Source organism: Arthrobacter stackebrandtii, assembly GCF_017876675.1.
Classification (GTDB): Bacteria; Actinomycetota; Actinomycetes; order Actinomycetales; family Micrococcaceae; genus Specibacter; species Specibacter stackebrandtii.
Window position 1 is genome coordinate 4,339,655 of sequence record NZ_JAGIOI010000001.1, and the last position, 22,654, is coordinate 4,362,308.

The following is a 22,654-nucleotide window of genomic DNA, read 5'->3' on the forward strand; positions in this document are numbered from 1 at the left end:
CCGGTTCGCTGCAAAGCCTCCGCTGCGGGCTCAACAACAGTAGTCTAGTGAAAGCTACACACTACAGCGGCAGAAAGGGCACACCGGCATGAAGCAGTCTTTTGGTTCCCAGGATGCACCGGCGCCCGGGGAAGACCGGACGGGCAATCACGGGCAGGACGCATCCGTCCACGGCGCCTTCCGGTCCGCGGGCCACGGCAGCCTGGCCCGCGTGGGCGTGGCCGTATGCCACGGATTCACCGGCTCCCCCATCAGCATGCGGGCGTGGAGCGAGCATCTCGCCGACGAGGGCTTCGCCGTGAACATGCCGCTGCTGGCGGGCCACGGCACCTCGTGGCAGGAGCTGTCCAAGACGCCCTGGGAACATTGGTACAGGGACTTCGAGGCGGCCTACCTGGAGCTCGCGGGCCGCTGCGACACCGTGTTCGTGGCCGGCATGTCCATGGGCGGCGCCCTCGCACTGCGGGTGGCCGCCCTCCACCCGGTGGCAGGCCTGGCGCTGGTCAACCCGGGACTGACTTTCGACGACCCCCGGGCCAGGTACTCGGGCCTGCTCAAACACGTGCTGAAGAGTGTTCCCGCCATCGGCGACGACATCAAGGCCCCCGGGATCAGCGAGGGGGCCTACACCCGGACTCCCGTTGCCGCCGTCCATGAACTCTCCCAGCTGTTCGCCGACACGATCTCACTACTGCCGCGGGTGAGCGCCCCGGCCCTGGTGTTCCGCTCAACTGTTGACCATGTGGTCCCGGACTCCAGCATTGACATCCTGCACGAACGCATTGGGAGCCGCAACGTCCAGCTGGTTCCCCTGGAAAACAGCTACCATGTAGCCACCATGGACAATGACGCACCCTTGATCTTTTCCGAATCCGCGGCATTCTTTCAAAGGAACCTTCATGCAATCTGATCCCGGCTCGGGCGTGCCGCACACCGGCGACGACGACGAGGTGTGGCGCGACCTTGTCGCCCGGTTGGAAGAGCCCGACGACGCCTTCCTTGACGCCGGGCTGCAGCACCCTGACGGCCCCGTCGCCCCGGACGCCGCCGTGGACCGCAAGGGCGTTGACGACTTTGACCCGCTGGGCGTTTGGCGCCAGCAGGCCACCCCCGCTCCGCATGAACCTGCGGCACAGCTGCCCCCGGGCGCTGCCGGCCCCCGCGACTATGCGGTGGAGGACGACGGCGACGGCGAGTTTGTTCCGGAGGAGCTTCCCAGCCTGAGAAACTCCGACCCTGCCATCATGATGTCCTGGATTGGTGCTGCGGGAGGGCCGTTGTTCCTCGTGTTCGCCTCGATCTTCTGGCGCCAGGCACCCCTGCTGCTGGTCATCGGCGTCATCATGGCCTTCATCGCCGGCACCGGCTACCTGCTGTACCGCCTGCCCAATTCCCGCGACCACGATGGCGGGGACGGCGCCGTCGTCTAGGCCCGGCACGACGGCGCACGTCCGGCAGGTGCCTCAGGCGCCTTGGCCGGGCCCCGCCTCGGCGGCAAGGCGCGCCCTGGCCAGGTCGGCAGCCCCCACCAGTCCCGCCGTCGGCCCCAGCTGCGCGGCCGCAATGACCGCCTCCTGCCGGTACCCGCGCCCGGTGAGGTTGCGTGAGTAGGCGCGTCGGGCAGGCTCCAGCATGAGCCCGCCTGCTGCGCTGAGTCCGCCGCCGATGATGAAGAGCGCCGGGTCAAGGGCCGCCGACAGGTTGGCAATGCCCAGCCCCAGCCAGTCCCCCACTTCGGCCACCAGCTCCATCGCTGTGGCCTCGCCCGCCAGTGCCAGCTCGGTGACGACGTTGCCGGTGATGTCCTTGTGCCGGCCCTGGACCGCGTCAAGCAGCCCCGCAGCCATCGGCGAATGCTTCTTGGCCAGTTCCCTGCCCTCGCGGCCCAGGGCATTGCCCGACGCGTACTGCTCCCAGCAGCCCCGGTTGCCGCATTCGCAGCGGTGCCCGCCCGGCATGATGATCTGGTGGCCGAACTCCCCCGCCATGCCAAAACTGCCGCGCTCGACGCGCCCGTCAATCATGAGGGCCCCGCCAATGCCCGTGCCGAGGGTGAGCATGATGAGCCGCTCGTGTCCCCGTCCGGCCCCGAACCGCCATTCCGCCCAGGCAGCCGCGTCGGCGTCGTTCGTGATCAGCACCGGCCGGCCCAGGAGGGATTCCATGGTGGCCTGCAGCGGCTCATCGCGCCAGGCCAGGTGCGGGCTAAACACCACCCGGGCCCCGGCCAGGTCCATCCAGCCGGCGGCGCCGATGCCGACCGCTTCGATGTCATGCCGCGCGGCGAGTTCGCCCACCAGTTCCACGATGACCTGTTCGACGGCGCGCGGGTCGCGTCCCGGCGTGGAGCGGCGCAGCTCGGCGAGAATCCGGCCCCGGCCGTCCACCACCCCTGCGGCAACCTTGGTGCCGCCAATGTCGATGCCCACGGCCAGCGGCACGCGACCCCCGGGGCCGGCCCCGGTCGGTGAATCGGGACGGAGGGTTGCAGTGGTGTCCGGGATGCGGGACGGCGGGAAGACCATGGCTCGATTCTAGTAGCCCCTGCAACGCCCAGGCGACGCATCTTCGGCGGCAAAGCCGGCTGCCCCGGCGCAGGTTCCGGCCGGGGCGGAACCTCCCCTGCACGCGCCAAATTGAAAGTGTGAGCTGGACAACATAAAGTTACTGTCTAGTAACTTAGACTTTCCCCCTGATCGGCCCGTTGACGGATAGAGTGAAGCAACACGGTCGCAAGCCCGCTTACCAAAGGAGCTATTGTGCAAGAGATGTCCGTTCCGGCCAAGGTTGTCAGTCCCAGCACCATGAACACCACTGACCTCGTGCTTCGGCATGCACAGTCTGGCGCAAATCCACCGCTGTTTGCCCGTCGGAACGCCGACAACGTCTGGGTTGACGTCTCTGCCAAGGAGTTCCATGCCGACGTGTGCGCCATTGCCAAGGGCCTGATCGCCTCCGGCATCAAGGTGGGCGACCGTGTGGGCATCATGGCCCGTACGCGCTACGAATGGGCACTGGTGGACTTTGCCCTCTGGTTTGCCGGGGCCGTCTCGGTGCCGATCTATGAAACCTCCTCGCCCTCGCAGGTGGCGTGGAACCTGGGCGACTCGGCCGCCGTTGCCGTCATTGTGGAAAACGGCACCCACGAGAACATCGTCAGGGCGGCGGCCCACAATGAAAACCTGGAACACCTGGCCAACGTGTGGCAGATGGAAGGCGACGGCCTGGACGCCCTCCGCGAGGCCGGCACCGGAGTCAGCGATGAAACCCTCGAGGCGGCCCGCACGGCCAACGGCCTGGACGATGTTGCCACGATCATCTATACCTCCGGCACCACCGGGCGCCCCAAGGGCTGCATGCTCACGCACTACAACTTCGTGGAACTGAGCGAAAACGCGCTGTCAGTGCTGGGCGCCACCGTCGTTCCGCCCGGATCACAGACCGTCATGTTTCTGCCCCTGGCGCATGTGTTCGCCCGCTACATCTCCGTGCTGGCCGTGGCGGCCGGCGCCAAGGTGGGCCACACCCCGGACATCAAGCACCTGCTGGAGGACCTGCAGAGCTTCAAGCCCACATTCATCCTGGCCGTGCCGCGCGTCTTTGAAAAGGTCTACAACTCGGCCGCCCTCAAGGCGGAGGGCGACGGCAAGGGCAAGATCTTCGCCGCGGCTGCCAGGACCGCCGTGGAATACTCACGCGCCACCCAGAACGGAAACGCCGGCTTCGCCCTAAAAGCCAAGCACTTCGTGTTTGACAAGCTGGTCTACACCAAGCTCCGCGCAGCCATGGGCGGCCAGGTCCGCCACGCCGTCTCCGGCGGCGGACCCCTGGGCGAGAGGCTGGGCCACTTCTTCCAGGGCATCGGCCTGCAGATCCTGGAAGGCTACGGCCTCACCGAAACCACGGCCCCCATCACGGTCAACCGGCCCGAACGCATCAAGATCGGCACCGTGGGCACCCCGCTTCCGGGCAACTCAGTCAAGATCGCGGACGACGGCGAGATTCTCGCCAAGGGCGTTTGCGTCATGAAGGGGTACTTCGGCCGTGACGACCTCACAGCCGACAACTTTGTCGACGGCTGGTTCCGCACGGGAGACATCGGCGAACTCGATGACCAGGGCTTCCTGAAGATCACCGGGCGGAAGAAGGAGATCATTGTCACCGCCGGAGGCAAGAACGTGGTCCCGGCGCTGCTCGAAGACCAGATCCGCGCCGACGCCATCGTCTCCCAGTGCCTGGTCATCGGCGATTCGCGCCCGTTCATCGCAGCCATCGTCACCCTTGACGAGGAAGCGCTGCCCCAGTGGGGCAAGACGCGCGGCCTCGCGGACGGCATCACCGTGGCGGAAGCCGCCGCGCACCCCACCGTCATTGCCGCCGTCCAGGCTGCCGTGACCAAGGCAAACGCCTCGGTGTCCTCTGCCGAGGCCATCAAGCAGTTCCGGATCGTCGACACCGACTTCACCGAGACCTCCGGCCACCTGACCCCCTCCATGAAGGTCAAGCGCGCCCAGGTCCTGAAGGACTTCGACGCCGTGGTGGAGGAAATCTACCTGAGCAGGAAGCCCGCCTGACACGGGGCAGCAAAAGGGCGGCTGCCGCGGAATGAATTCCGCGGCAGCCGCCCTTCTTGTTGTGCAGTATCCGGCAGCTCCGGTTCCCGGCGCCGCCGAATGGGCCCGCACGCCCGAGGGACCCCGAACACAGGCGCGCCAGCGGCTGTGTTCGGGGAGGGCCAGGGGACTAGGAGATGACCACCAACAGGTCCCCGCCCTGCACCTGGGCAACCCCTGAGACGGCGAGGCGCCCCACGGTGCCGCCCACCGGCGTCGTGATGGAAGCTTCCATCTTCATGGCCTCGATGGTGGCGATCGTGTCGCCTGCCTCGACGACGTCACCCACTGCGACCTTGACCGAGACGGCCCCGGCGAACGGGGCGGGGACCTGTCCGGGCACGGTCTCGTCGGCCTTCTCGGCGGCCTTGACGGTGCTTTCAATGCTGCGGTCGCGGACAGTGACGGGGCGGCTCTGGCCGTTGAGCTTGGCCACGACGGTGCGCATGCCCTTCTCGTCGGGCTCGGAGATGGTCTCCAGCTCGGCGATCAGGCGCACGCCCTTGCCCAGCGGCATGACATGCTCCACGCCGCGGCGCAGGCCGAACAGGTAGTCGCGCGTGTCCAGGACGGAGACGTCACCGTAGGTCTTGCGGACCTCCTCGAAGTCCTTCGTGGGACCGGCGAACAGCAGTCGGTTCAGCGCGGCGCGGCGGGTGGCGCTGTCGCCTGCCAGCTGTGCGCTGTCCTCGTCCGTGAGCGTGCCCATGCGTTCGACGACGGTTCGCCCTTGCAGTGCCTTGGTGCGGAATGGCTCGGGCCAGCCGCCGGGCGGGGTGCCCAGCTCGCCGCCGAGGAAGCCCACCACGGAATCGGGGATGTCGTAGTTCTGCGGGTTCTCCTCGAAGTCGGCCGGGTTGGCCTTGATGCCCACGAGGTGCAGGGCGAGGTCGCCCACCACCTTGGACGACGGCGTGACCTTGACCAGGTGCCCCAGGATCCGGTCTGCGGCGGTGTACATGTCCTCGATTTCCTCGAAGCGCTCCCCCAGTCCCAGGGCGATGGCCTGCTGGCGCAGGTTGGAGAGCTGGCCACCCGGGATCTCGTGCTGGTACACGCGGCCAGTGGGCGAGGCCAGGCCCGACTCGAACGGAGCGTACAGGCGGCGCACGGCCTCCCAGTACGGCTCAAGCGAGCTGATGGCGGCCAGGTCGATGCCGGTGTCGCGCTCGGTGTGCGCCAGGGCAGCGACCAGGGCGGAGGCGGAGGGCTGGCTGGTGGTGCCGGCCAAGGCCGCGGAGGCGACGTCAACGGCGTCGACCCCTGCATTGATGGCCGCCATGAGGGTGGCGAGCTGGCCGCCAGCCGTGTCATGGGTGTGCAGGTGCACGGGCAGCTCGAAGCGCTCGCGCAGCGCCGTGACCAGCTTGGCCGCGGCGGCCGGGCGGAGCACGCCGGCCATGTCCTTGATGGCCAGGATGTGCGCCCCGGCGTCGACGATTCGCTGGGCCAGTGCCAGGTAGTAGTCGAGCGTGTAGATGTCCTCAGCCGGGTCCAGCAGGTCCCCGGTGTAGCAGAGGGCGACCTCGGCGACGGCGGTGCCGGTGGCACGGACGGCGCGAATGGCCGGCTCCATCTGGTCCACGTCGTTGAGCGCGTCAAAGATGCGGAAGATGTCGATTCCGCTCGCGGCGGCCTCCGCAACAAACGCGTCGGTGACCTCGGCCGGGTACGGCGTGTAGCCCACCGTGTTGCGTCCGCGCAGCAGCATCTGCAGGCAGGTGTTGGGCAGGGCCTCGCGCAGTTGCGCCAGCCGCTGCCACGGGTCCTCGCCCAGGAAGCGCAGGGCCACGTCGTAGGTGGCCCCGCCCCAGGCCTCGACCGAGAGCAGCTGCGGGGTCAGCACGGACACGGCCGGACCGGCGGCAAGCAGGTCGCGGGTGCGCACGCGGGTGGCCAGCAGCGACTGGTGGGCGTCGCGGAAGGTGGTGTCGGTGACGGCGACGGCGGTCTGGGCGCGAAGGGCTGCAGCGAAGCCTTCCGGGCCCAGCTCGGCCAGCAGCTGGCGCGAACCGGCCGGGGCAGCCGCCAGGTCAACCTCGGGCAGCTTGCGTGCCGGATCCTCCAGCACCGTCGGTTCGCCGTGGGGCTTGTTGACGGTGGCTTCGGCGAGCCACGTCAGCAGCTTGGTGCCGCGGTCGGAGGACACGTGGGAGTTCAGCAGTTCCGGGCGCTCGTCGATGAAGGACGTGGCGACGTCGCCGGCGTTGAAGGCCGGGTCGGCCAGCACGGCCTGCAGGAAGGAGATGTTGGTGGAGACGCCGCGGATGCGGAACTCCGCCAGGGCGCGGCGGGCGCGGGAGACGGCCGTTGGGTAGTCGCGGCCGCGGCAGGTGAGCTTGACCAGCATGGAGTCAAAGTGCGGGCTGATCTCGGCACCTGCGTAGATGGTGCCGCCGTCGAGCCGTACACCGGCACCGCCGGCGGAGCGGTAGGTGGTGATCTTGCCGACGTCGGGGCGGAAGCCGTTGGCGGGGTCCTCCGTGGTGATGCGGCACTGCAGGGCGGCACCCTTGACGTGGACGCTGTCCTGGGTGAGCCCGAGGTCCGCCAGGGTCTCCCCGGCGGCGATGCGCAACTGGGCCTGGACGAGGTCGACGTCGGTGATTTCTTCCGTGACGGTGTGTTCGACCTGGATGCGCGGGTTCATCTCAATGAAGACGTGCTGCCCGGCGCGCTCCCCCACGGTGTCGACGAGGAACTCAACCGTGCCGGCGTTGACGTAGCCCATGGCCTTCGCGAACTTCACGGCATCGGCATGCAGTGCCTTGCGGATGTTCTCATCCAGGTTGGGCGCAGGGGCGATCTCCACGACTTTCTGGTGGCGGCGCTGCAGGGAGCAGTCGCGCTCAAACAGGTGGATGACGTTGCCCTCGTTGTCGGCCAGGATCTGGACCTCGATGTGGCGCGGGCGCAGCACGGCCTGTTCCAGGAACATGGTGGCGTCGCCGAAGGCGGCGTCGGCTTCACGCATGGCGGCCCTGAGTGCCTCTTCAAGTTCCTCTGCCTTTTCCACGCGCCGCATGCCTCGCCCGCCGCCGCCGGCCACGGCCTTGGCGAAGATGGGGTAGCCGATCTCGGCCGCGGCACCCAGGAGGTAGTCGAGGTCGTCGCTGGGCTCACTGGACTTGAGCACCGGAATGCCGGCCTTGCGGGCTGCCTCGAGGGCGTGCACCTTGTTGCCGGTCAGTTCCAGCACTTCGGCGGGCGGGCCCACAAAGGTGATGCCGGCGTCGCGGGCCGCCCCGGCAAGTTCCGGGTTCTCCGACAGGAAGCCGTAGCCCGGGTAGATGGCGTCGGCACCGGCCTCTTTGGCAACGCGGATGACCTCGGCCACGTCAAGGTAGGCGCGGACCGGATGCCCCTCGTCACCGATCAGGTATGCCTCGTCAGCCTTCTGGCGGTGGATGGAGGTGCGGTCCTCGTAGGGGTACACGGCCACCGTCTTGGCACCGAGCTCGTAGCTGGCACGGAAGGCACGGATGGCGATTTCGCCGCGGTTGGCAACCAGAATTTTCGAAAACATCTCACTCCTGTGTGAACGATTGGTTGTGTTCCGCGCGCCGGCTGGCGGCGCTGCTTCACACGGTCAAGGCATGGACCGGGCTTTCAGGGCACCCGGGCCGGCCTTCTTGGCAAATGCCTGCCCCGGATGGTGCGGCGCAAGCCGTTCCACTGCCGGAACGGCTTCCGTCCGCCCCTCCCGGAGCCCGGATTTGTGCCAGTGTCGCCCTTGGAGGCGGCGGCGGCCAAATCCTGTGTTTCGCATCACGCGGGCCGGCGTAACAAAACGCCTGCCCGCGCTGGACGCCCCGGCCGGCCGCATGGCTGCCGGCCGGGGCGTTTGGCACGCTAGAAAACTTCTGCCAGTTCCTCAATGGAGGGGCAGGAGCAGACCAGGTTGCGGTCGCCGTACGCCTGGTCGATGCGGCGCACCACGGGCCAGTACTTGGCACGCGGGTCCACGCCGGCCGGGAAGACGGCTTCCTCGCGGCTGTAGGGGTGGTTCCATTCCTGCGTGATGGACTGCGCCGTGTGCGGGGCGTTGGCCAGCGGGTTGTCTTCCGCCGGCCACAGGCCGTCCTGCACCGCCGCGATTTCCTTGCGGATGGAGATCATGGCGTTGATGAACCGGTCAATCTCACCCAGGTCCTCGGATTCCGTGGGCTCCACCATCAGGGTGCCTGCCACGGGGAAGGACATGGTGGGTGCATGGAAGCCGTAGTCGATGAGGCGCTTGGCCACATCATCCACGGAAACCCCGGAGTCCGCCGTGATGCCGCGCAGGTCCAGGATGCACTCGTGCGCCACGAGGTCGTTGGCGCCCGTGTACAGGACCGGGTAGTGCTCGCTGAGGCGGCGGGCGATGTAGTTGGCGGACAGGATCGCGGTCTGGGTGGCCAGGCGCAGGCCGTCCGGGCCCATCATGCGGATGTAGGCCCAGGAGATGGGCAGGATCGACGCAGAGCCGTACGGTGCGCTGGAGACCAGGCCCACCGAGGTGTCGGCACCGAGCTCGCGGGCCGGCAGGTGCTTCGCCAGGTGCGCGCCCACGGCAACGGGGCCCACGCCGGGGCCGCCGCCGCCGTGCGGAATGCAGAACGTCTTGTGCAGGTTCAGGTGGGAGACGTCGGCACCGAACTTGCCCGGCTGGGCGAGCCCGACCAGGGCGTTCAGGTTGGCGCCGTCCACGTAAACCTGTCCGCCGGCGTCGTGGATCATGGCGCAGATGTTGGAGATTTCGGTCTCAAACACGCCGTGCGTGGACGGGTAGGTGACCATGATGGCGGCGAGGTTTTCCTCGTGCACGGTGACCTGGCGCTTGAGGTCGTCGATGTCCACGTTGCCGAAGCCGTCGGTGGCCACCGGGACCACCTTGAGCCCGGCCATGACGGCGGAGGCTGCGTTGGTGCCGTGGGCCGAGGTGGGGATCAGGACGATGTCTCGGTGCGGGTTGCCGTTCTCCACGTGGAAGGCGCGGATGGCCATGAGCCCGGCAAATTCACCCTGCGAGCCGGCGTTGGGCTGCACGGAGACGGCGTCGTAGCCGGTGATCTCGGCGAGCCAGGCCTCCAGCTGCGTGGCCATCTCCACGATGCCCACGGTGTCCGAGGCAGGGGCGAACGGGTGAAGGTTGGAGAACTCGGGCCAGGTCACGGCGGCCATCTCGGCCGTGGCGTTGAGCTTCATGGTGCACGAACCGAGCGGGATCATGCCCCGGTCCAGGGCATAGTCGGCGTCGGAGAGCTTGCGCAGGTAGCGCAGCATCTGCGTCTCGGAGTTGTGCGCGTGGAACACGGCGTTGGACATGTAGTCCGTGGCGCGTGCCGGTGCGGGAAGCACGACGGCGGCCGCGTCCTTCGCGGTCTCCGGGTCCCGGGTGCCAACCGGCTGGTTGTCGAGGAGTGCGGCCAGAGCGAGGATGTCGGCTTCGGTGGTGGTTTCGTCCGTGGCGATCTGCACGTGGTCGTGGTCCACGTGGCGCAGCAGGTAGCCGGCTCCGTGGGCTGCAGCCACCAGTTCGGCGGCGGAGTGGCCGCTGCCGGCGGCGATGCGGATCTTCACGGTGTCAAAGTAGTTGGCGTGGACCACGGTGTGCCCGGCGGCCGTTGCGGCGGCGGCCACGGCCTGGGCCCTGGCGTGGACGCGGGTGGCGATCCGCTTCAGGCCTTCGGGGCCGTGGTAGACGGCGTACATGCCGGCCATGACGGCCAGCAGCACCTGCGCGGTACAGATGTTGGAGGTGGCCTTCTCGCGGCGGATGTGCTGCTCGCGGGTCTGCAGTGCCAGGCGGTAGGCCTGGTTTCCCGCGGCATCCTTTGACACGCCGACCAGGCGGCCCGGGAGGGCGCGTTCCAGGCCCTTGCGCACGGCCATGTAGCCGGCGTGCGGGCCGCCAAAGCCCATGGGCACGCCGAAGCGCTGGGAGGAGCCCACGGCGAGGTCGGCGCCGAGCTGTCCGGGCGATTCCAGCAGGGTCAGTGCCAGCAGGTCGGCGGCCACGGCCACCACTGCCTTCTTCGCCTGGGCGGCAGCAATGACGGGGGCGATGTCGCGGACCAGCCCGGAGTCGCCGGGGTACTGGAGCAGGACACCGAAGAACTCGACATCCGGCAGTGCGCCGTCGAAATCATGAACCAGCACGGGGATGCCCATGGCCTTGGCCCGCGTGTTCACCACGGCGAGGGTCTGCGGGAAGACGTCGGCGTCAACCAGCAGCACGGCGTCGTTGGAGGCGGAGCGGTTGCTGCGGCGCATCAGGGCCACGGCTTCGGCGGCGGCGGTGCCCTCGTCCAGCATCGACGCGTTGGCCGTCACCATGCCCGTGAGATCGGCCACAACGGTCTGGAAATTTAGCAGCGCCTCGAGCCGGCCCTGGGAAATTTCGGGCTGGTACGGCGTGTAGGCCGTGTACCAGGCGGGGCTCTCCAGGACGTTGCGCTGGATCACACCCGGCGTGTGCGTGCCGTAGTAGCCCTGGCCGATGAAGGATTTGTTGACCGTGTTCTTGGCCGCAAGTGCCCGCAACTCTGCGAGCATGGCCTCTTCCGACACGGCCGCCTGCAGGTCCAGCGGCGCGGTGGTGTAGATGGATTTTGGAAGTGCAGCCTCGGAAAGCTCCTCCAAAGAGCCAAATCCCAGTGTGCTCAACATATGATGAATGTGGGGCGGTGCAGTAACCCCAATGTGTCGGTCACTAAACACGGCCGACACAAGGTTGTTTGTGTTCTGGGGTCCGGGCAAATTTTCAATGGTGTTTGTCAATGGGTTCTCCAAGTCGCGAACGTTCCACAGCTATTGTATGTGTCAGCGCTAACGGCAGCGGCACATGATTGAATCGGCAACGCAAAGGGTAATGGTTTCTCCGTGCAAGTAGTGAGCATCAGCAGCCTCAAGGGGGGCGTGGGCAAGACGTCTGTCACGCTCGGATTGGCCTCGGCAGCTTTGGCTGCGGGAATCCCCACCCTGGTGATTGACCTTGATCCGCACGCCGACGCCACCACCGGGCTGGCCGTCTCGCCCCGCGACGAGTTCGACATCGGCCAGATGATCAAGGCCTCCCGCAAGGCAGACCTCGGCGCCAACATCGTTCCCAGCGGCTGGCTTGCGGCGCATGAGGCCGACGGCGGGACCCCGCCGACGCTCGACGTCGCCATGGGTTCGGCCTACAGCGGGATTTATGACCGGCCCGACCTTGGCAGGCGCGACCTGAAACGGCTGGCCACGATCCTCTCCAACGCCGACCGCGACGGCTCCGCGCCGTACCAGTTGGTGCTGATCGACTGCCCGCCGTCGCTGAACGGCCTGACCCGGATGGCGTGGACGGCCAGCAGCCGCGTGCTGCTCGTGGCCGAGCCGGGCCTGTTCTCCGTGGCCGGAACACAGCGCACCCTGCGCGCCATTGAGCTGTTCCGCACGGAGTTCGCCCCGAGCCTTGTCCCGGCCGGCATCGTCGCCAACCGGGTCCGCCCCGGCTCCAGCGAACACGCCTACCGGCTGAATGAGATGAAGACCATGTTTGGCGAGCTGTTGCTCTCCCCCACCATCCCCGAGCAGGCCAACTGGCAGCAGATCCAGGGTGCCGCGCACCCGGTTCACCAGTGGCCCGGAGACTCCGCCAAGAACGCCTCGGCTTTGTTTGACCGGCTGCTGGATTCAGTGTTGAACCAGAACGCCACCCGCAGCCGCCTCTACCGCGGCTGAGCCGACACAGGCCGTGCTGCGCGGCTTTCACGCAAAAATGAAAACGATCCCGTGCTCGGCGCCCGTTCAGGGTGCCAAACACGGGATCGTTCCCGCATCTTGCATGCGTCAGGAGATCTTGCGGGCCTCGCGGCGCTTGCTCAGTTCGTCGTCGGGAAACGCCTGCACGGCGGCGTGCTCGCTGGGAAGGGCCGCAAGGCTGCCTTCCACCTCGCGCCAGACGCGGCCGACGGCAATGCCGAACACGCCCTGGCCGCCCTGGACCAGGTCGATGACCTCATCGGCGGACGTGCACTCGTAGACGGACGCACCGTCGCTCATCAGCGTGATCTGGGCCAGGTCTTCCACACCGCGTTCGCGCAGGTGTTCGACGGCGGAGCGGATCTGCTGAAGGGACACCCCGGTGTCCAGAAGCCGCTTGACAACCTTCAGGACCAGGATGTCGCGGAAACCGTAGAGGCGTTGTGAGCCGGAGCCGGCTGCACCGCGTACGGCGGGCTCCACGAGTCCGGTGCGGGCCCAGTAGTCCAGCTGGCGGTAGGTGATGCCCGCAGCCTTGCAGGCGGTGGGGCCGCGGTAGCCGGCATCCTCGTCCAGGACGGGAAGGTCCTCGGTGAACAGCAGGCCCTGCGAGCCGGCACTGATGGCAGCGCTGGGGGCTGCGGCTGAGCCCAGCCCTCCGGTGTCACTCTTGGCACTCACGTAGATCCTCCTGTTCACAGTCCCCCCGAACGGTTGCCTGCCGGGGAGCAGCCGGGGCAGTTCACACAATGGGGAGGGCTGTTGGGGCCCTAACCTCAAGTGTGCCCTCGCCGGCCAAGGCATGCAATGGGAAACTCAATACTTTGACGTTAGATCGGTGCAGGGACAAGGTCAAAGACGCACGCCCAACAATTTTGGCGTGTCGAAACTTTCATCCTCAGGTTCAACGTTAGAGATCGATGGAAAATGCGGTCAACGGCGGGCTTTTACTTCTCAAAGTCCTCGGGTTCAACGTCATTGAGGAATTCCCTGAATTGACGAACCTCACGTTCCTTGGCTTCGTCGTCGACTTCCCCTGATGCCGTTTCCCCGCCGTCGTGGCCTACGATGACCACTCCGGCTTCATCCACCATTTCCTCTGCGGCCCAGATGGGGCACTGGGCGCGCTGCGCAATGGCAATTGCATCCGAAGCGCGCGAGCCCACGGTGGTTCCATTGTCGAAAACGATTTCGGCGAAGAACACCGCGTCCTCGACCTTGGTCAGGTTGACGCGCACGATCGAGTGCCCCAGCGCCTTGACCACCCCGCACAGGAGGTCGTGGGTCAGCGGGCGCGGCGGAACCACGCCCTGCTCTGCAAGGGCGATGGCCGTGGCCTCCGCGGCACCGATCCAAATGGGAATGTGCCGCTCCCCATGGACTTCACGCAGCAGCACCAGCGGCTGGTTCGTTGGCATTTCAATGCGCACGCCAACAATCTTGACCTCAATCATGGCGCTTCCATCTGCTCAATCCGGGCGTGGACCAGGGCGCTGTGCAGGCCCAGGCACAGCTCGGCAATTTCACGTGCGGCCTCGGCCGCCCGCATGGCGGACGTGCCGTCACGCTTGGAGGCCAGCGGGCCCACGGCACGCTCCACGAGCCCAAACTCCCGGTCCGCAGCGGCCTGGAAGGGACGCAGGTGCCGGGGTTCCAGGCCGTGGACCGCCAGGGCCGTGCACGCCTGGGCCACTTTCAGTGCGTGGTCGTCAAAGCTGCCTTCGTGCAGTTCGAGCAATCCGTAGCTGAGCATGGTTTCATACAGTTCCGCACTTGCCCCGGACTCGCTCCGCAACTCGGCGGGCGTGAGGCGGCGGGTGCGGCTCTTGAGTTCCCTGGCCAGTTCCCCCGACACCATGCGCGGGGCGATGGAAACACCGGCGGGAAGGTTGGCCGGAGTGTGGCCCCTGTCGATCGATTCGAGGTACTCGCCAATGACCTTCAACGGCAGGTAGTGGTCGCGTTGGAGGGCCAGCACGAACCTGAGGCGCTCGACGTCGGAATCCCGGAACTGGCGGTATCCGGCCGGAGTGCGCTGGGGCGCGATCAGGCCCTTTTCTTCGTAAAAGCGGATCTTGGATGCCGTCACGGAAGGAAAGTCCGTGCACAGCAGCGCAAGGACCTCCCCAATGTTCAGGACGGCGGCAGCGCCGGGCCGCCGGCTGGCGGGGTTAACATCCACCAGCCGGCGTCCGGCGCCGGAATTGATTGCTGCCACAGTGCCCTTAGGCGTCCGCTGCCGGGCCGTTGGCGCCGTAGTAATAGGTCAGCCGGAACTTTCCGATCTGAACCTCGTTTCCTGTCTGCAAACGCACCGAATCCACCCGGTCCCCATTGACATACGTGCCGTTCAGGCTGCCGGCATCGATGACTTCAAAGCCGCCGTCGTACTTGATGAAGTTCACGTGGCGGCGCGAAACCGTCACGTCATCCAGGAAGATGTCGGCATCGGGATGCCGGCCTGCGGTGGTTACTTCACTGTCCAGCAGGAAGCGTGCGCCTGCATTGGGGCCCTGGTGGGCGATCAGCAGTGCCGAACCTGCGGGAAGCGAGTTCACCGCGTTTTGCTCATCCGGTGCCAGCACCGGAATTGACGTTGGCCCGGCCTGGACGGGAGGGAGCTGAATCGAGGTGGTATCAGATGCACCGGGCTGATCCTGGGAGCTCGCCCGACCCTGCACCTCGGCGCCGTTACCCGTGTCAACCATTGGTACTCCTCCTTGCTGAGTTGTTGCCTGGGTGCGCTTGCGCCCAGTTCAGAAAAATCTACGGGCTTCCGCTGGGAAAGCCCTGACCGGGAGCTGCAACAAAGTGATGTGCACTCCGGGCAAATCCTCGATCCTACTAGCCTACCTTTTCCTGGTAGTCCCCGGCGCTGAGCAGGGAACCATGGCTGGCGGCATCGCTGAGCGTGATTTCCACGAGCCAGCCGGCACCGTAAGGATCGGAGTTGATGAGCGAAGGATCTGTGTCCAGTGCCTCGTTGCGGGCCGTGACGGTTCCGGTCAGCGGCGCATAGATGTCGCTGACGCTCTTGGTGGACTCGACTTCGCCAACAACGGTGTCGGCAGTGACATCCGTGCCAACCTCGGGCATCTGGACGTACACAACGTCGCCCAGGGCGTCCTGGGCAAAGTCGGTGATGCCGACGCGGACAACGCCGTCGGCGGTGGGGGCCGCAACCCACTCATGCTCTGCGGTGTAGGACAGATCTGCGGGAATGTTGCTCATTGTGCGCACCTTTCGGGATTCATCGCTGCCGCGTGAATGTAACGTGAAGTCTCAAGTCAATCATGGTCCGGGGCCGATTGCCCCCACCAACCACAACCAGTCTTTAGTGTATGGGCGATCTTGACAAGTCGCCCCGGATCTCGAAAGAACCTTCTACGGATTTTTCGGCGAAATAGGGCCCGCCAGGGACCATTCGACCCCCTGACTCTGACATGATTCAACTATGACTGAATCAACATCCCCCGCCCCGGCCGGCAAGGCGACCAAGGCAAAGATGGCCCCCTGGCTGTTCTGGACCATCTTTGGCGTGGCAGCGGCCGTGTTCGTGGTGCTGGTTTACCTGGTCGCCTCCGTGACAGTGCCGCTTATGTGGGCCACCGCCATCCGGGACCAGGTGGCGGGCAAGCTGGGCAATGCCATCCCGATCGGCATGTTCTACGGGTTCGTGTTCACGTTTGCGCCCATCACCATCGCCTGGCAGGCCCGCCGGCGCAGCCTGAACAAATGGGTGCGCGTGGGGCTGCTGGTCCTGGGCGTCCTCCTGCTGATCCCGAACCTGCTGACCCTGGGCGTCATGTACGGCTCTTCGGCAACCGCCGCCGACGCCCGCGCCATCTGGGCCACCGGCGCCAACTGGTTCGGCACCTGGAGCCAAATCTTCATGGTGGTGGGTGTGGTGTGCGCCGTCGCCTCCATCGTCCTGGTCCGCATGTGGCTGAGCCGCGGCAGGGCGCTGCGCGCCGTGAAGGCTGCCGAAAAGCAGGAGCGCGAGGCGGTGCGGGTGCAGGAGCGCGCCGACAAGGACGCGGCCCGAGCCGCAGAAAAGGCCGCCCGGGCAGCTGCCAAGGACAACCGGAACGGTCCCGGCGCAGGGAACCCCGCCGAGCCGCCGCAGGCATAAATGCCTTCGCTGCGCAGCCTGGCGCTGGTGGTCGTGGGCGGTACTGCCGGTGTTGCCGCCCGAGAGGCCGTGGCCCTTGTGCCGGGAATGTTCGACGCCGGTCCCCTGCCCTGGGCGGTCATCGCCGCCAACCTTGCTGGTGCGTTTCTTTTGGGCCTGCTCTATGGTGCGCTGGCACACCGGCCCGCCATCCACCATACGACCCGGGCCGGCCAGGCCCTGAGGCTTTTGCTGGGCATTGGTTTTTGCGGAGGCTTCACCACTTACAGCACGTTCGCCGTGGGGGTTGTCCTGCTGTCCCAGTCTTCGGGCTTCGGCGCGGCGGCGGCGTACGGCCTGGGCACAGTCTTTGCCGGGGCGCTTGCATCCTGGGCCGGCCTGGCACTCTGGCACGGCCACGCCCATCCGAGCGGCCCCGCCCACGCCGGAAGAAGCACCCCGGGAGGACGGACATGAGCGTCTGGCTGTTTCTGGCTGCAGCCGTGGCAGGCGGCCTGGGCGCCGCCACCCGCTTCGCCCTGGACAGCTCCATCATCAACAAGTTTCACCTGAACTTTCCGTGGACAACCTTCGCCATCAACGTTTCCGGTTCCCTGGCACTCGGGTTTCTGGCGTCGCTGGCTGCCGGGGCGCTGGTTCCGGAAGGCATGCTGCTGCTCCTTGGCACGGGTTTCCTTGGCGGCTACACCACCTTCAGCACCACAAGCTTCGACACGGTGCGGCTGCTGCAGGAGAAGCGCCACCTGGCGTCCCTGGCCAATGCCATGGGTTCTCTGGCTGCCGGCGTTGGCGCCGCCGCACTGGGGTATTGGTGCGGTTCACTGTTCTAGCGAGGAGTCCCACACCATGTGCAACAGCGGGTGCGGCAGCCCCCGCGCATCCGTTTCCGACCGCCCCACAGGGACGAAGCCGCGCTTGGCGTAGAAGACGGCGGCACGGGGGTTTTGCTCATTGACATCCACACTCAGCTGCGGCCACTGCCCCTTGGCCCATTCCATGAGCCTGCTGCCAACACCCATGGACCGGGCTTCGTCCGCAACAAACAGCATGGACACGTGGTGGGCAGCCATGCCGATGAAGCCAAGAATGCAGCCGTTGCGTTCGGCGACCTGAAGCGTCAGCTGGGGCAGGTACTCGTCCCGGATCAGGGGTTCCAGCGTGTCAATGGCGTCCAGGGAGAGGAAATGGTGCGTTGCCTCGACGGAGTCGCGCCACACATTGGTGAGCTCCTCGACGTCGTCCGCAATCCGCCCGGGACGCAGCACAACTAGGGAAGCAGCATTCATGATTCCCCGATTCTTTGGCAATTTTCCCCACATTACAGCCGCGCTGGGGGGCGCCATGGGGAAGTGGCTGAATCGTTACGACTGTTGCCAAAACGTTGCAGTGCATGGCAGGCCGCGCGTCGATGCGGCCGCGGAGGCGCATGTTGCTTAAACAAGTCGACCCGCAGGAGCATCGGCGAGATACTCAAGCGGGTCTAACCGCAGCTGACTCTGAGAAGAGCGCCTTGGCTACCAAGAACACTACCTGCCGCCTCGCCTGCGGACCGCATCCAGGTGTCCGGTTGAGCTGTATTTCACACTTCGCACAACAGGCACCGGCATTTCATGTTTCTGCCCCGACGGCAAGGGACACGGCAACGGCACGCCCCGACGCCGCGGCAGCAGGATCCATGGCGTCGGGCCACTTCGCTGCCATGACCAGCAGCGTCCCGGCATCCTCCCCGCCCACGGCGCACGAGAAGGCTCCCCGGTCCAGCTCGACGGTGCGCAGCACTTCGCCGCCGCGGGCCACCAGGACGCACTGCCGGTTGGGGACGTCGGCATACCAAATGCCGCCCTTCCCCGGGCAGATCCCGTCCGGCGCGCTGCCTGGAACGGCAGCCCAGACGTGCCGGCCGCCCAGGGAACCGTCGGCACGGATGTCGAAAGCCGTGAGGCACCCGGCATTGGATTCCGCCACGAGCAGGGTGGTGCCGCCGTCCACCACCGCCATCCCGTTCGGGAAGGCGAGGTGCTCGGCAACCACCGTGGCGCTGCCGCCGGGCCGCACCAGGGCGATGATTCCGGAGTCCCGGGCGGGGCCGGGGTAGTTGTAGCCGATGCAGTTGACATAGGCGTTCTCGCCGTGGGCGGCGACCTCATTCCATGGCGTGCCGGAGAGCTGGTTGAGCGAGGCAACGTGGGCGAAGTCCCCAGTGGGTGTCAGGGTTAGCAGTTCGCCGGCAGACCCGGAAACTGTCAGAAGTTCGCCGTCGGGAAGCCAGTCAAAGGTGATGGGAAAGGTGGGCACGGAAAACTGTTGGTGTTCGGTGCCGTCCGGATCCACCGCGTGGATGCTGCGCCGGGTCCAGTCCGCGAACCAGAACCGGCCTCCGTGCCAGCGTGCCGACTCCCCCAGCCCGATGCCTTCCGCGATGATCCGGCGGTTTTCCATTGTTCTCCTGCACCAAGCGTTGGAAGTGGAACAGGGCCAGTTTAGGCTTCTGCCGAACGGTGCGAATGGGTCCGCTTTAATGACACTCACAGATGCGTCGATAGCCTTCGGGGAACAGGCCAGGTGGCAGGGCCCACCCGGGATTTTCTTGCAAAATGAAATGGGGTTCCATCATGGGCGAAGATTCGCGCCGCACCCGTCCGCCGGCTGCTGCCTGGCGGCCGGCACTGGCCGCCACCCTGGCATTTGGCATGGCGCTGGCCGGTTGTTCGGCAGCAGGCGAAACGGGGACGGGCGTCGTCCGGTCCGTGGCAGCCCGGGCCGGCGACGGACCGGCGTCGGACCCGCCCGCTGCCGAGACCACAGCCGCCGCTCCGGAAACGAGCTCCGAGCCGGCGCCGGGACGCTCCCCCGCGCCAACGCCTGGCCCGCCCGCGGCAACCACGAAACCGGCCGGGGCCACCGCAGTGCCGGTCCCGTCCGCCTGCCTGAAGGGAAAGTGGCAGCTTAAGAATGAAACTTTCGCGGACGTCTTGAACAGCATCATGCAGGAAGCCGAGGAGGTGCCCGCCGAGTTCAAGCTGGACGTAGGCGTCACCGGCGAGAGCCTGATGCACTTTGGAGACGACGGATTCTACGGCCAGTCCCTGGAGAACTTCTCAATTGTCATGGGCGCCGGTGCCGCACAGGCCACGCACGTCCAGTCCAGCGCCCACAGCGGCAGCTACGAGGCCACAGACGAACATGTCCAGATCTCGGGGCTCGACGAGCTGTTCTTCGACGCGACGATGAAAGTCGGCGAAGAGGTCACCGTGGTTGCGAGTTCGTCGGAGGCGGGGGCGGCGGTGTCCGTCTTTGGCTACACCGCACTGGTCCCGGGCATGGACACCAGCGCGGCCGACGGTGTGGCCCGGTACAGCTGCACCGGGGCCGTGTTGACGTTGGAGTCCGACGGCGGTGGTTCCGCCCAGTTCTCCCGCGTCGGTTGATCGGGCCTGCCCCGTGTGGCTGCGGGATCAGCCTGCCAGGACCGCAATTCCCCTGATGGTGGCTGCCGTGGCGCCGCCGTAGGCCAGCACCACCATGAGGACGCGCGCCTTGTTCGGGGTGATCCACCTGGCCATGACCTCCCCTGCGACCAAGCCGGCGACGATGGCGGCACAAACACCGGTCCACTCCCACACGTCCATGACGGGCATTGAGGACGGCGATGCCACATACTTGGCAGCGACTGAGGCGACACCGATGGTGAGAAAGTAGGGCTGCATGGTTGCCGCAAACGAGCGCTGCTCCCATTTGGAGGCGACGGCGTAGACGCTCATGGCCGGCCCGCCCACCCCGGCAGTGGTGTTCATGATGCCGCTGGCGGCGCCGGCTACCAGCATGGGCTTGACCCCGGGCTCCGGCGGGAACGACTTCATCCGCAGCGACACCGTCAGGCTGGCCAGCACAATGAGGCCCACGCCGACCTGCAGCCAGGCCCCGGGCACATACTTCACAATGACCGCCCCCGGCACGACGCCCACGACCGCAGCAGACGCCAGGATGAAGAATTTCTTCCAGTCCACGTACCGAAACACCCGAAACAGCACGAGCAGCGAGGCAGCCACCCCGCAGATGTTGACCAGGACGATGCCCGTGACGGGCCCCATCAGCAGCACCACAAAGGGTGCGGCCACGAGCGCGAATCCCATGCCCGTCAGGCGCTGCATGGCGGCGCCAACAAAAATGGCGAGCAGGAGAAGCACAACCACTGCCACTTGTTCGCCCCTCCACTTTGCGTCCCGGTCGATTGTGCCACACACGGCGCCGCGGCTCCTGCCCGGGCCCGGTTTTCCGTCCCGCGGACCCGTCCGCACCCCTGAAACGGGAGTGATCCACGCAACATTACTGGTTAGTAACAAATTTCCCCCACATTCGGCCCAACCCGGGGTACGCTGGCGATTATGAGCCAATACCAGCCTCCAATTGCAGACATCGCCTTCGCCCTTGAGCATGTTGTGGGTTACCCGGACATCGCAAAACTGCCGGGCTTCGAACACGCCGACCTCGACACCGTCGTCGAGCTTCTTGACCAGTGCGGGGAGTTCATGGCGGAGGCCGTGGCACCCCTGAACCGGCAGGGCGACGTCCAGGGATCGCACCTCCAGCCCGACGGGACCGTCAAGACCCCTGACGGATTCAAGGAGGCTTACCAGCAGTACGTCGACGCGGGATGGGGCGCGGTTCCGCTGCCGGAACAGTACGGCGGAGGCGGCTTCCCACGCACCGTCGGCCTGGCCATCCAGGAGATGTTCAACAGCGCCAACCTGGCCTTCTCGCTGTGCCCGCTGTTGACCCAGGGAGCCATCGACGCACTGCTGCATTATGGCAGCGACGAGCTGAAGGACCGCTACCTGCCCAAGATGGTCAGCGGTGAGTGGACGGGGACCATGAACCTGACCGAGCCGCAGGCCGGATCGGATGTTGGCGCGCTGACCACCAAGGCCGTCCAGAACGCTGACGGCAGCTACGCGATCACCGGGCAAAAGATCTTTATCACCTACGGCGACCATGACATGGCCGAGCAGATCATCCACCTGGTGCTCGCCCGCACCCCCGGCGCACCGGAGGGCACCCGCGGCATCTCCTGCTTCATCGTGCCGAAGTACCTGGTCAACGACGACGGTTCACTCGGGGCGCGCAACCCGGTGGAGACGGTCTCACTGGAGCACAAGATGGGCATCCACGCCTCCCCCACCTGCGTACTGTCCTACGAGAACGCCACCGGCTACCTGATTGGCGAAGAGAACAAGGGGATGCGCATCATGTTTGTCATGATGAACGCCGCCCGCCTGGGCGTTGGTGCACAGGGCCTGGCCGTCGCGGAACGCGCCTACCAGCAGTCCCTCGAGTACGCGCAGGACCGCCGGCAGGGCCAGGCCATTGGCGCCGCGGGTGCCAGCTCGGCCATCATTGAGTTCCCGGATGTCCGCCGGATGCTGATGACCCAGCGCGCCAGCATCGCCGCACTCCGCTACCTGTTGCTGCTGGATGCCAGCTACGTGGACAGCAGCACCAACGATCCCGACCCCGCCGTCCGGGCGAGGGCCGACGAGATCGTGGGCCTGCTGACCCCGATCTGCAAGTCGTTCGGCACCGACCTGGGCAATGAGCTGACCTCCCTGGCCCTGCAGATCCATGGCGGCATGGGCTTCATTGAGGAAACGGGCGCAGCCCAGCACGTGCGCGACATCCGCATCGCGGCCATCTATGAAGGCACCAACGGCATCCAGGCCGCCGACCTCGTGGGCCGCAAGCTGGGCATCCGGGGAGGCGCCTCCATCATGGAATTTCACGCCACCATGCGCGAAATTGATGCCGAACTGGCCGCTGCCGGCCCGGATTTCGCATTGGTGCGCGAAGAGCTGGACCGCCAATTCACGGCGCTGGAAACGGCGACCAAGTGGATGCTCAAGACCGGGCTGGGCGATCCCAACTCCGTCCTGGCCGGTTCCTCACCGTACCTGCGGATGTGGGGGCTGTGCACGAGCGGATGGATGCTGGCGCGGGCTGCCGTTGCGGCAGCAAAGACGGACGACGCGCGGCTGGCCCAGGAGCAGCTGGTCCTGGCCCGCTTCTACGCGCAGCAGCTGCTGCCCCAGTGCGCCAGCCTGCTGGGTGCCGCAACGGCCGGCGCCGACGACCTCTTTGCGCTCGATGCCCACAGCCTGGCGGGCGCCAGTTTCAAGGTCAACAGCTAGCC

At 66.6% G+C, this 22,654-nt stretch carries 20 protein-coding genes; 9 read left to right on the forward strand and 11 right to left on the reverse strand.

Features of this window, described 5'->3' with window-relative positions; genetic code table 11:
* The first annotated feature begins 88 nt into the window (after positions 1–88).
* Together JOF48_RS19010 and JOF48_RS19015 are read left to right on the forward strand one after the other, a co-directional pair.
* The gene (locus tag JOF48_RS19010) at positions 89–910 is read left to right on the forward strand and encodes an alpha/beta hydrolase (RefSeq protein ID WP_209683743.1); all 822 of its coding nucleotides are present in this window, start codon (positions 89–91) and stop codon (positions 908–910) included.
* Positions 900–1,430, forward strand: a complete 531-nt coding sequence (locus tag JOF48_RS19015; protein ID WP_209683746.1) for a hypothetical protein — start codon at positions 900–902, stop codon at positions 1,428–1,430. Before JOF48_RS19010 ends, JOF48_RS19015 begins: the two co-directional genes overlap by 11 nt.
* Before the next feature lie 33 nt (positions 1,431–1,463).
* Here the strand turns inward: JOF48_RS19015 and JOF48_RS19020 are convergent, their stop codons facing one another.
* Complete coding sequence (locus JOF48_RS19020; protein WP_209683748.1) at positions 1,464–2,525, reverse strand: ROK family glucokinase; 1,062 nt, start codon at positions 2,523–2,525, stop codon at positions 1,464–1,466.
* Positions 2,526–2,759: 234 nt separating this feature from the next.
* Between JOF48_RS19020 and JOF48_RS19025 the strand changes: the two genes are divergently transcribed.
* Positions 2,760–4,574: an AMP-dependent synthetase/ligase gene (locus JOF48_RS19025; RefSeq protein WP_209683751.1), complete on the forward strand. Its 1,815-nt coding sequence runs from the start codon at positions 2,760–2,762 to the stop codon at positions 4,572–4,574.
* A 169-nt stretch (positions 4,575–4,743) separates the two neighbouring features.
* Here JOF48_RS19025 and JOF48_RS19030 read toward each other — a convergent pair whose 3' ends face one another.
* Together JOF48_RS19030 and gcvP are read right to left on the reverse strand one after the other, a co-directional pair.
* The gene (locus tag JOF48_RS19030) at positions 4,744–8,139 is read right to left on the reverse strand and encodes a pyruvate carboxylase (protein ID WP_209683754.1); all 3,396 of its coding nucleotides are present in this window, start codon (positions 8,137–8,139) and stop codon (positions 4,744–4,746) included.
* Positions 8,140–8,465: 326 nt separating this feature from the next.
* Entirely contained in the window at positions 8,466–11,327 is a 2,862-nt protein-coding gene (gcvP, locus tag JOF48_RS19035) for an aminomethyl-transferring glycine dehydrogenase (RefSeq protein ID WP_209683757.1), read from the reverse strand.
* A 153-nt stretch (positions 11,328–11,480) separates the two neighbouring features.
* On the opposite strand from gcvP, the gene JOF48_RS19040 reads away from it, so the two are divergent.
* Entirely contained in the window at positions 11,481–12,317 is an 837-nt protein-coding gene (locus tag JOF48_RS19040) for a ParA family protein (RefSeq protein ID WP_209683761.1), read from the forward strand.
* Positions 12,318–12,425: 108 nt separating this feature from the next.
* On the opposite strand, the gene JOF48_RS19045 is transcribed toward JOF48_RS19040, so the two are convergent.
* The 5 genes from JOF48_RS19045 to gcvH all read right to left on the reverse strand — a co-directional run bounded on the left by JOF48_RS19045 (position 12,426) and on the right by gcvH (position 15,569).
* The gene (locus tag JOF48_RS19045) at positions 12,426–13,019 is read right to left on the reverse strand and encodes a MerR family transcriptional regulator (RefSeq protein WP_209683764.1); all 594 of its coding nucleotides are present in this window, start codon (positions 13,017–13,019) and stop codon (positions 12,426–12,428) included.
* 266 nt (positions 13,020–13,285) lie between these two features.
* Positions 13,286–13,792, reverse strand: a complete 507-nt coding sequence (locus tag JOF48_RS19050; protein WP_209683766.1) for a bifunctional nuclease family protein — start codon at positions 13,790–13,792, stop codon at positions 13,286–13,288.
* Positions 13,789–14,523: a transcriptional regulator FtsR gene (gene ftsR / locus JOF48_RS19055; RefSeq protein ID WP_245347129.1), complete on the reverse strand. Its 735-nt coding sequence runs from the start codon at positions 14,521–14,523 to the stop codon at positions 13,789–13,791. Before ftsR ends, JOF48_RS19050 begins: the two co-directional genes overlap by 4 nt.
* A gap of 40 nt (positions 14,524–14,563) precedes the next feature.
* Entirely contained in the window at positions 14,564–15,046 is a 483-nt protein-coding gene (locus tag JOF48_RS19060) for an FHA domain-containing protein (RefSeq protein WP_209683772.1), read from the reverse strand.
* Between the two features lie 136 nt (positions 15,047–15,182).
* A complete protein-coding gene (gcvH, locus tag JOF48_RS19065) occupies positions 15,183–15,569 on the reverse strand; it encodes a glycine cleavage system protein GcvH (protein WP_209683775.1) in 387 nt (128 codons plus the stop codon).
* A 223-nt stretch (positions 15,570–15,792) separates the two neighbouring features.
* On the opposite strand from gcvH, the gene JOF48_RS19070 reads away from it, so the two are divergent.
* The 3 genes from JOF48_RS19070 to crcB are packed head-to-tail and all read left to right on the forward strand — an operon-like array spanning position 15,793 to position 17,300.
* Positions 15,793–16,470, forward strand: a complete 678-nt coding sequence (locus JOF48_RS19070; protein WP_209683778.1) for a hypothetical protein — start codon at positions 15,793–15,795, stop codon at positions 16,468–16,470.
* Positions 16,471–16,926, forward strand: coding sequence for a fluoride efflux transporter FluC (locus JOF48_RS19075; RefSeq protein WP_209683781.1), 456 nt, complete (start codon positions 16,471–16,473; stop codon positions 16,924–16,926).
* Complete coding sequence (gene crcB, locus JOF48_RS19080) at positions 16,923–17,300, forward strand: fluoride efflux transporter CrcB (protein ID WP_209683784.1); 378 nt, start codon at positions 16,923–16,925, stop codon at positions 17,298–17,300. The genes JOF48_RS19075 and crcB overlap by 4 nt, the downstream gene beginning before the upstream one ends.
* Here crcB and JOF48_RS19085 read toward each other — a convergent pair.
* Together JOF48_RS19085 and JOF48_RS19090 are read right to left on the reverse strand one after the other, a co-directional pair.
* A complete protein-coding gene (locus tag JOF48_RS19085; RefSeq protein ID WP_209683787.1) occupies positions 17,289–17,756 on the reverse strand; it encodes a GNAT family N-acetyltransferase in 468 nt (155 codons plus the stop codon). The two genes, crcB and JOF48_RS19085, sit on opposite strands and share 12 nt — an antisense overlap.
* A 322-nt stretch (positions 17,757–18,078) precedes the next feature.
* Complete coding sequence (locus JOF48_RS19090; protein ID WP_209683790.1) at positions 18,079–18,909, reverse strand: SMP-30/gluconolactonase/LRE family protein; 831 nt, start codon at positions 18,907–18,909, stop codon at positions 18,079–18,081.
* A gap of 155 nt (positions 18,910–19,064) precedes the next feature.
* On the opposite strand from JOF48_RS19090, the gene JOF48_RS19095 reads away from it, so the two are divergent.
* A complete protein-coding gene (locus JOF48_RS19095) occupies positions 19,065–19,898 on the forward strand; it encodes a hypothetical protein (RefSeq protein ID WP_209683794.1) in 834 nt (277 codons plus the stop codon).
* A 27-nt stretch (positions 19,899–19,925) separates the two neighbouring features.
* Here the strand turns inward: JOF48_RS19095 and JOF48_RS19100 are convergent, their stop codons facing one another.
* Positions 19,926–20,669 carry a TSUP family transporter gene (locus JOF48_RS19100; RefSeq protein WP_342591312.1) on the reverse strand — a complete coding sequence of 248 codons (744 nt, stop codon included), beginning with the start codon at positions 20,667–20,669 and terminating at the stop codon, positions 19,926–19,928.
* Between the two features lie 186 nt (positions 20,670–20,855).
* Here JOF48_RS19100 and JOF48_RS19105 point away from each other — a divergent pair, with 186 nt between their 5' ends.
* A complete protein-coding gene (locus tag JOF48_RS19105) occupies positions 20,856–22,652 on the forward strand; it encodes an acyl-CoA dehydrogenase (protein WP_209683800.1) in 1,797 nt (598 codons plus the stop codon).
* Positions 22,653–22,654: the final 2 nt, after the last annotated feature.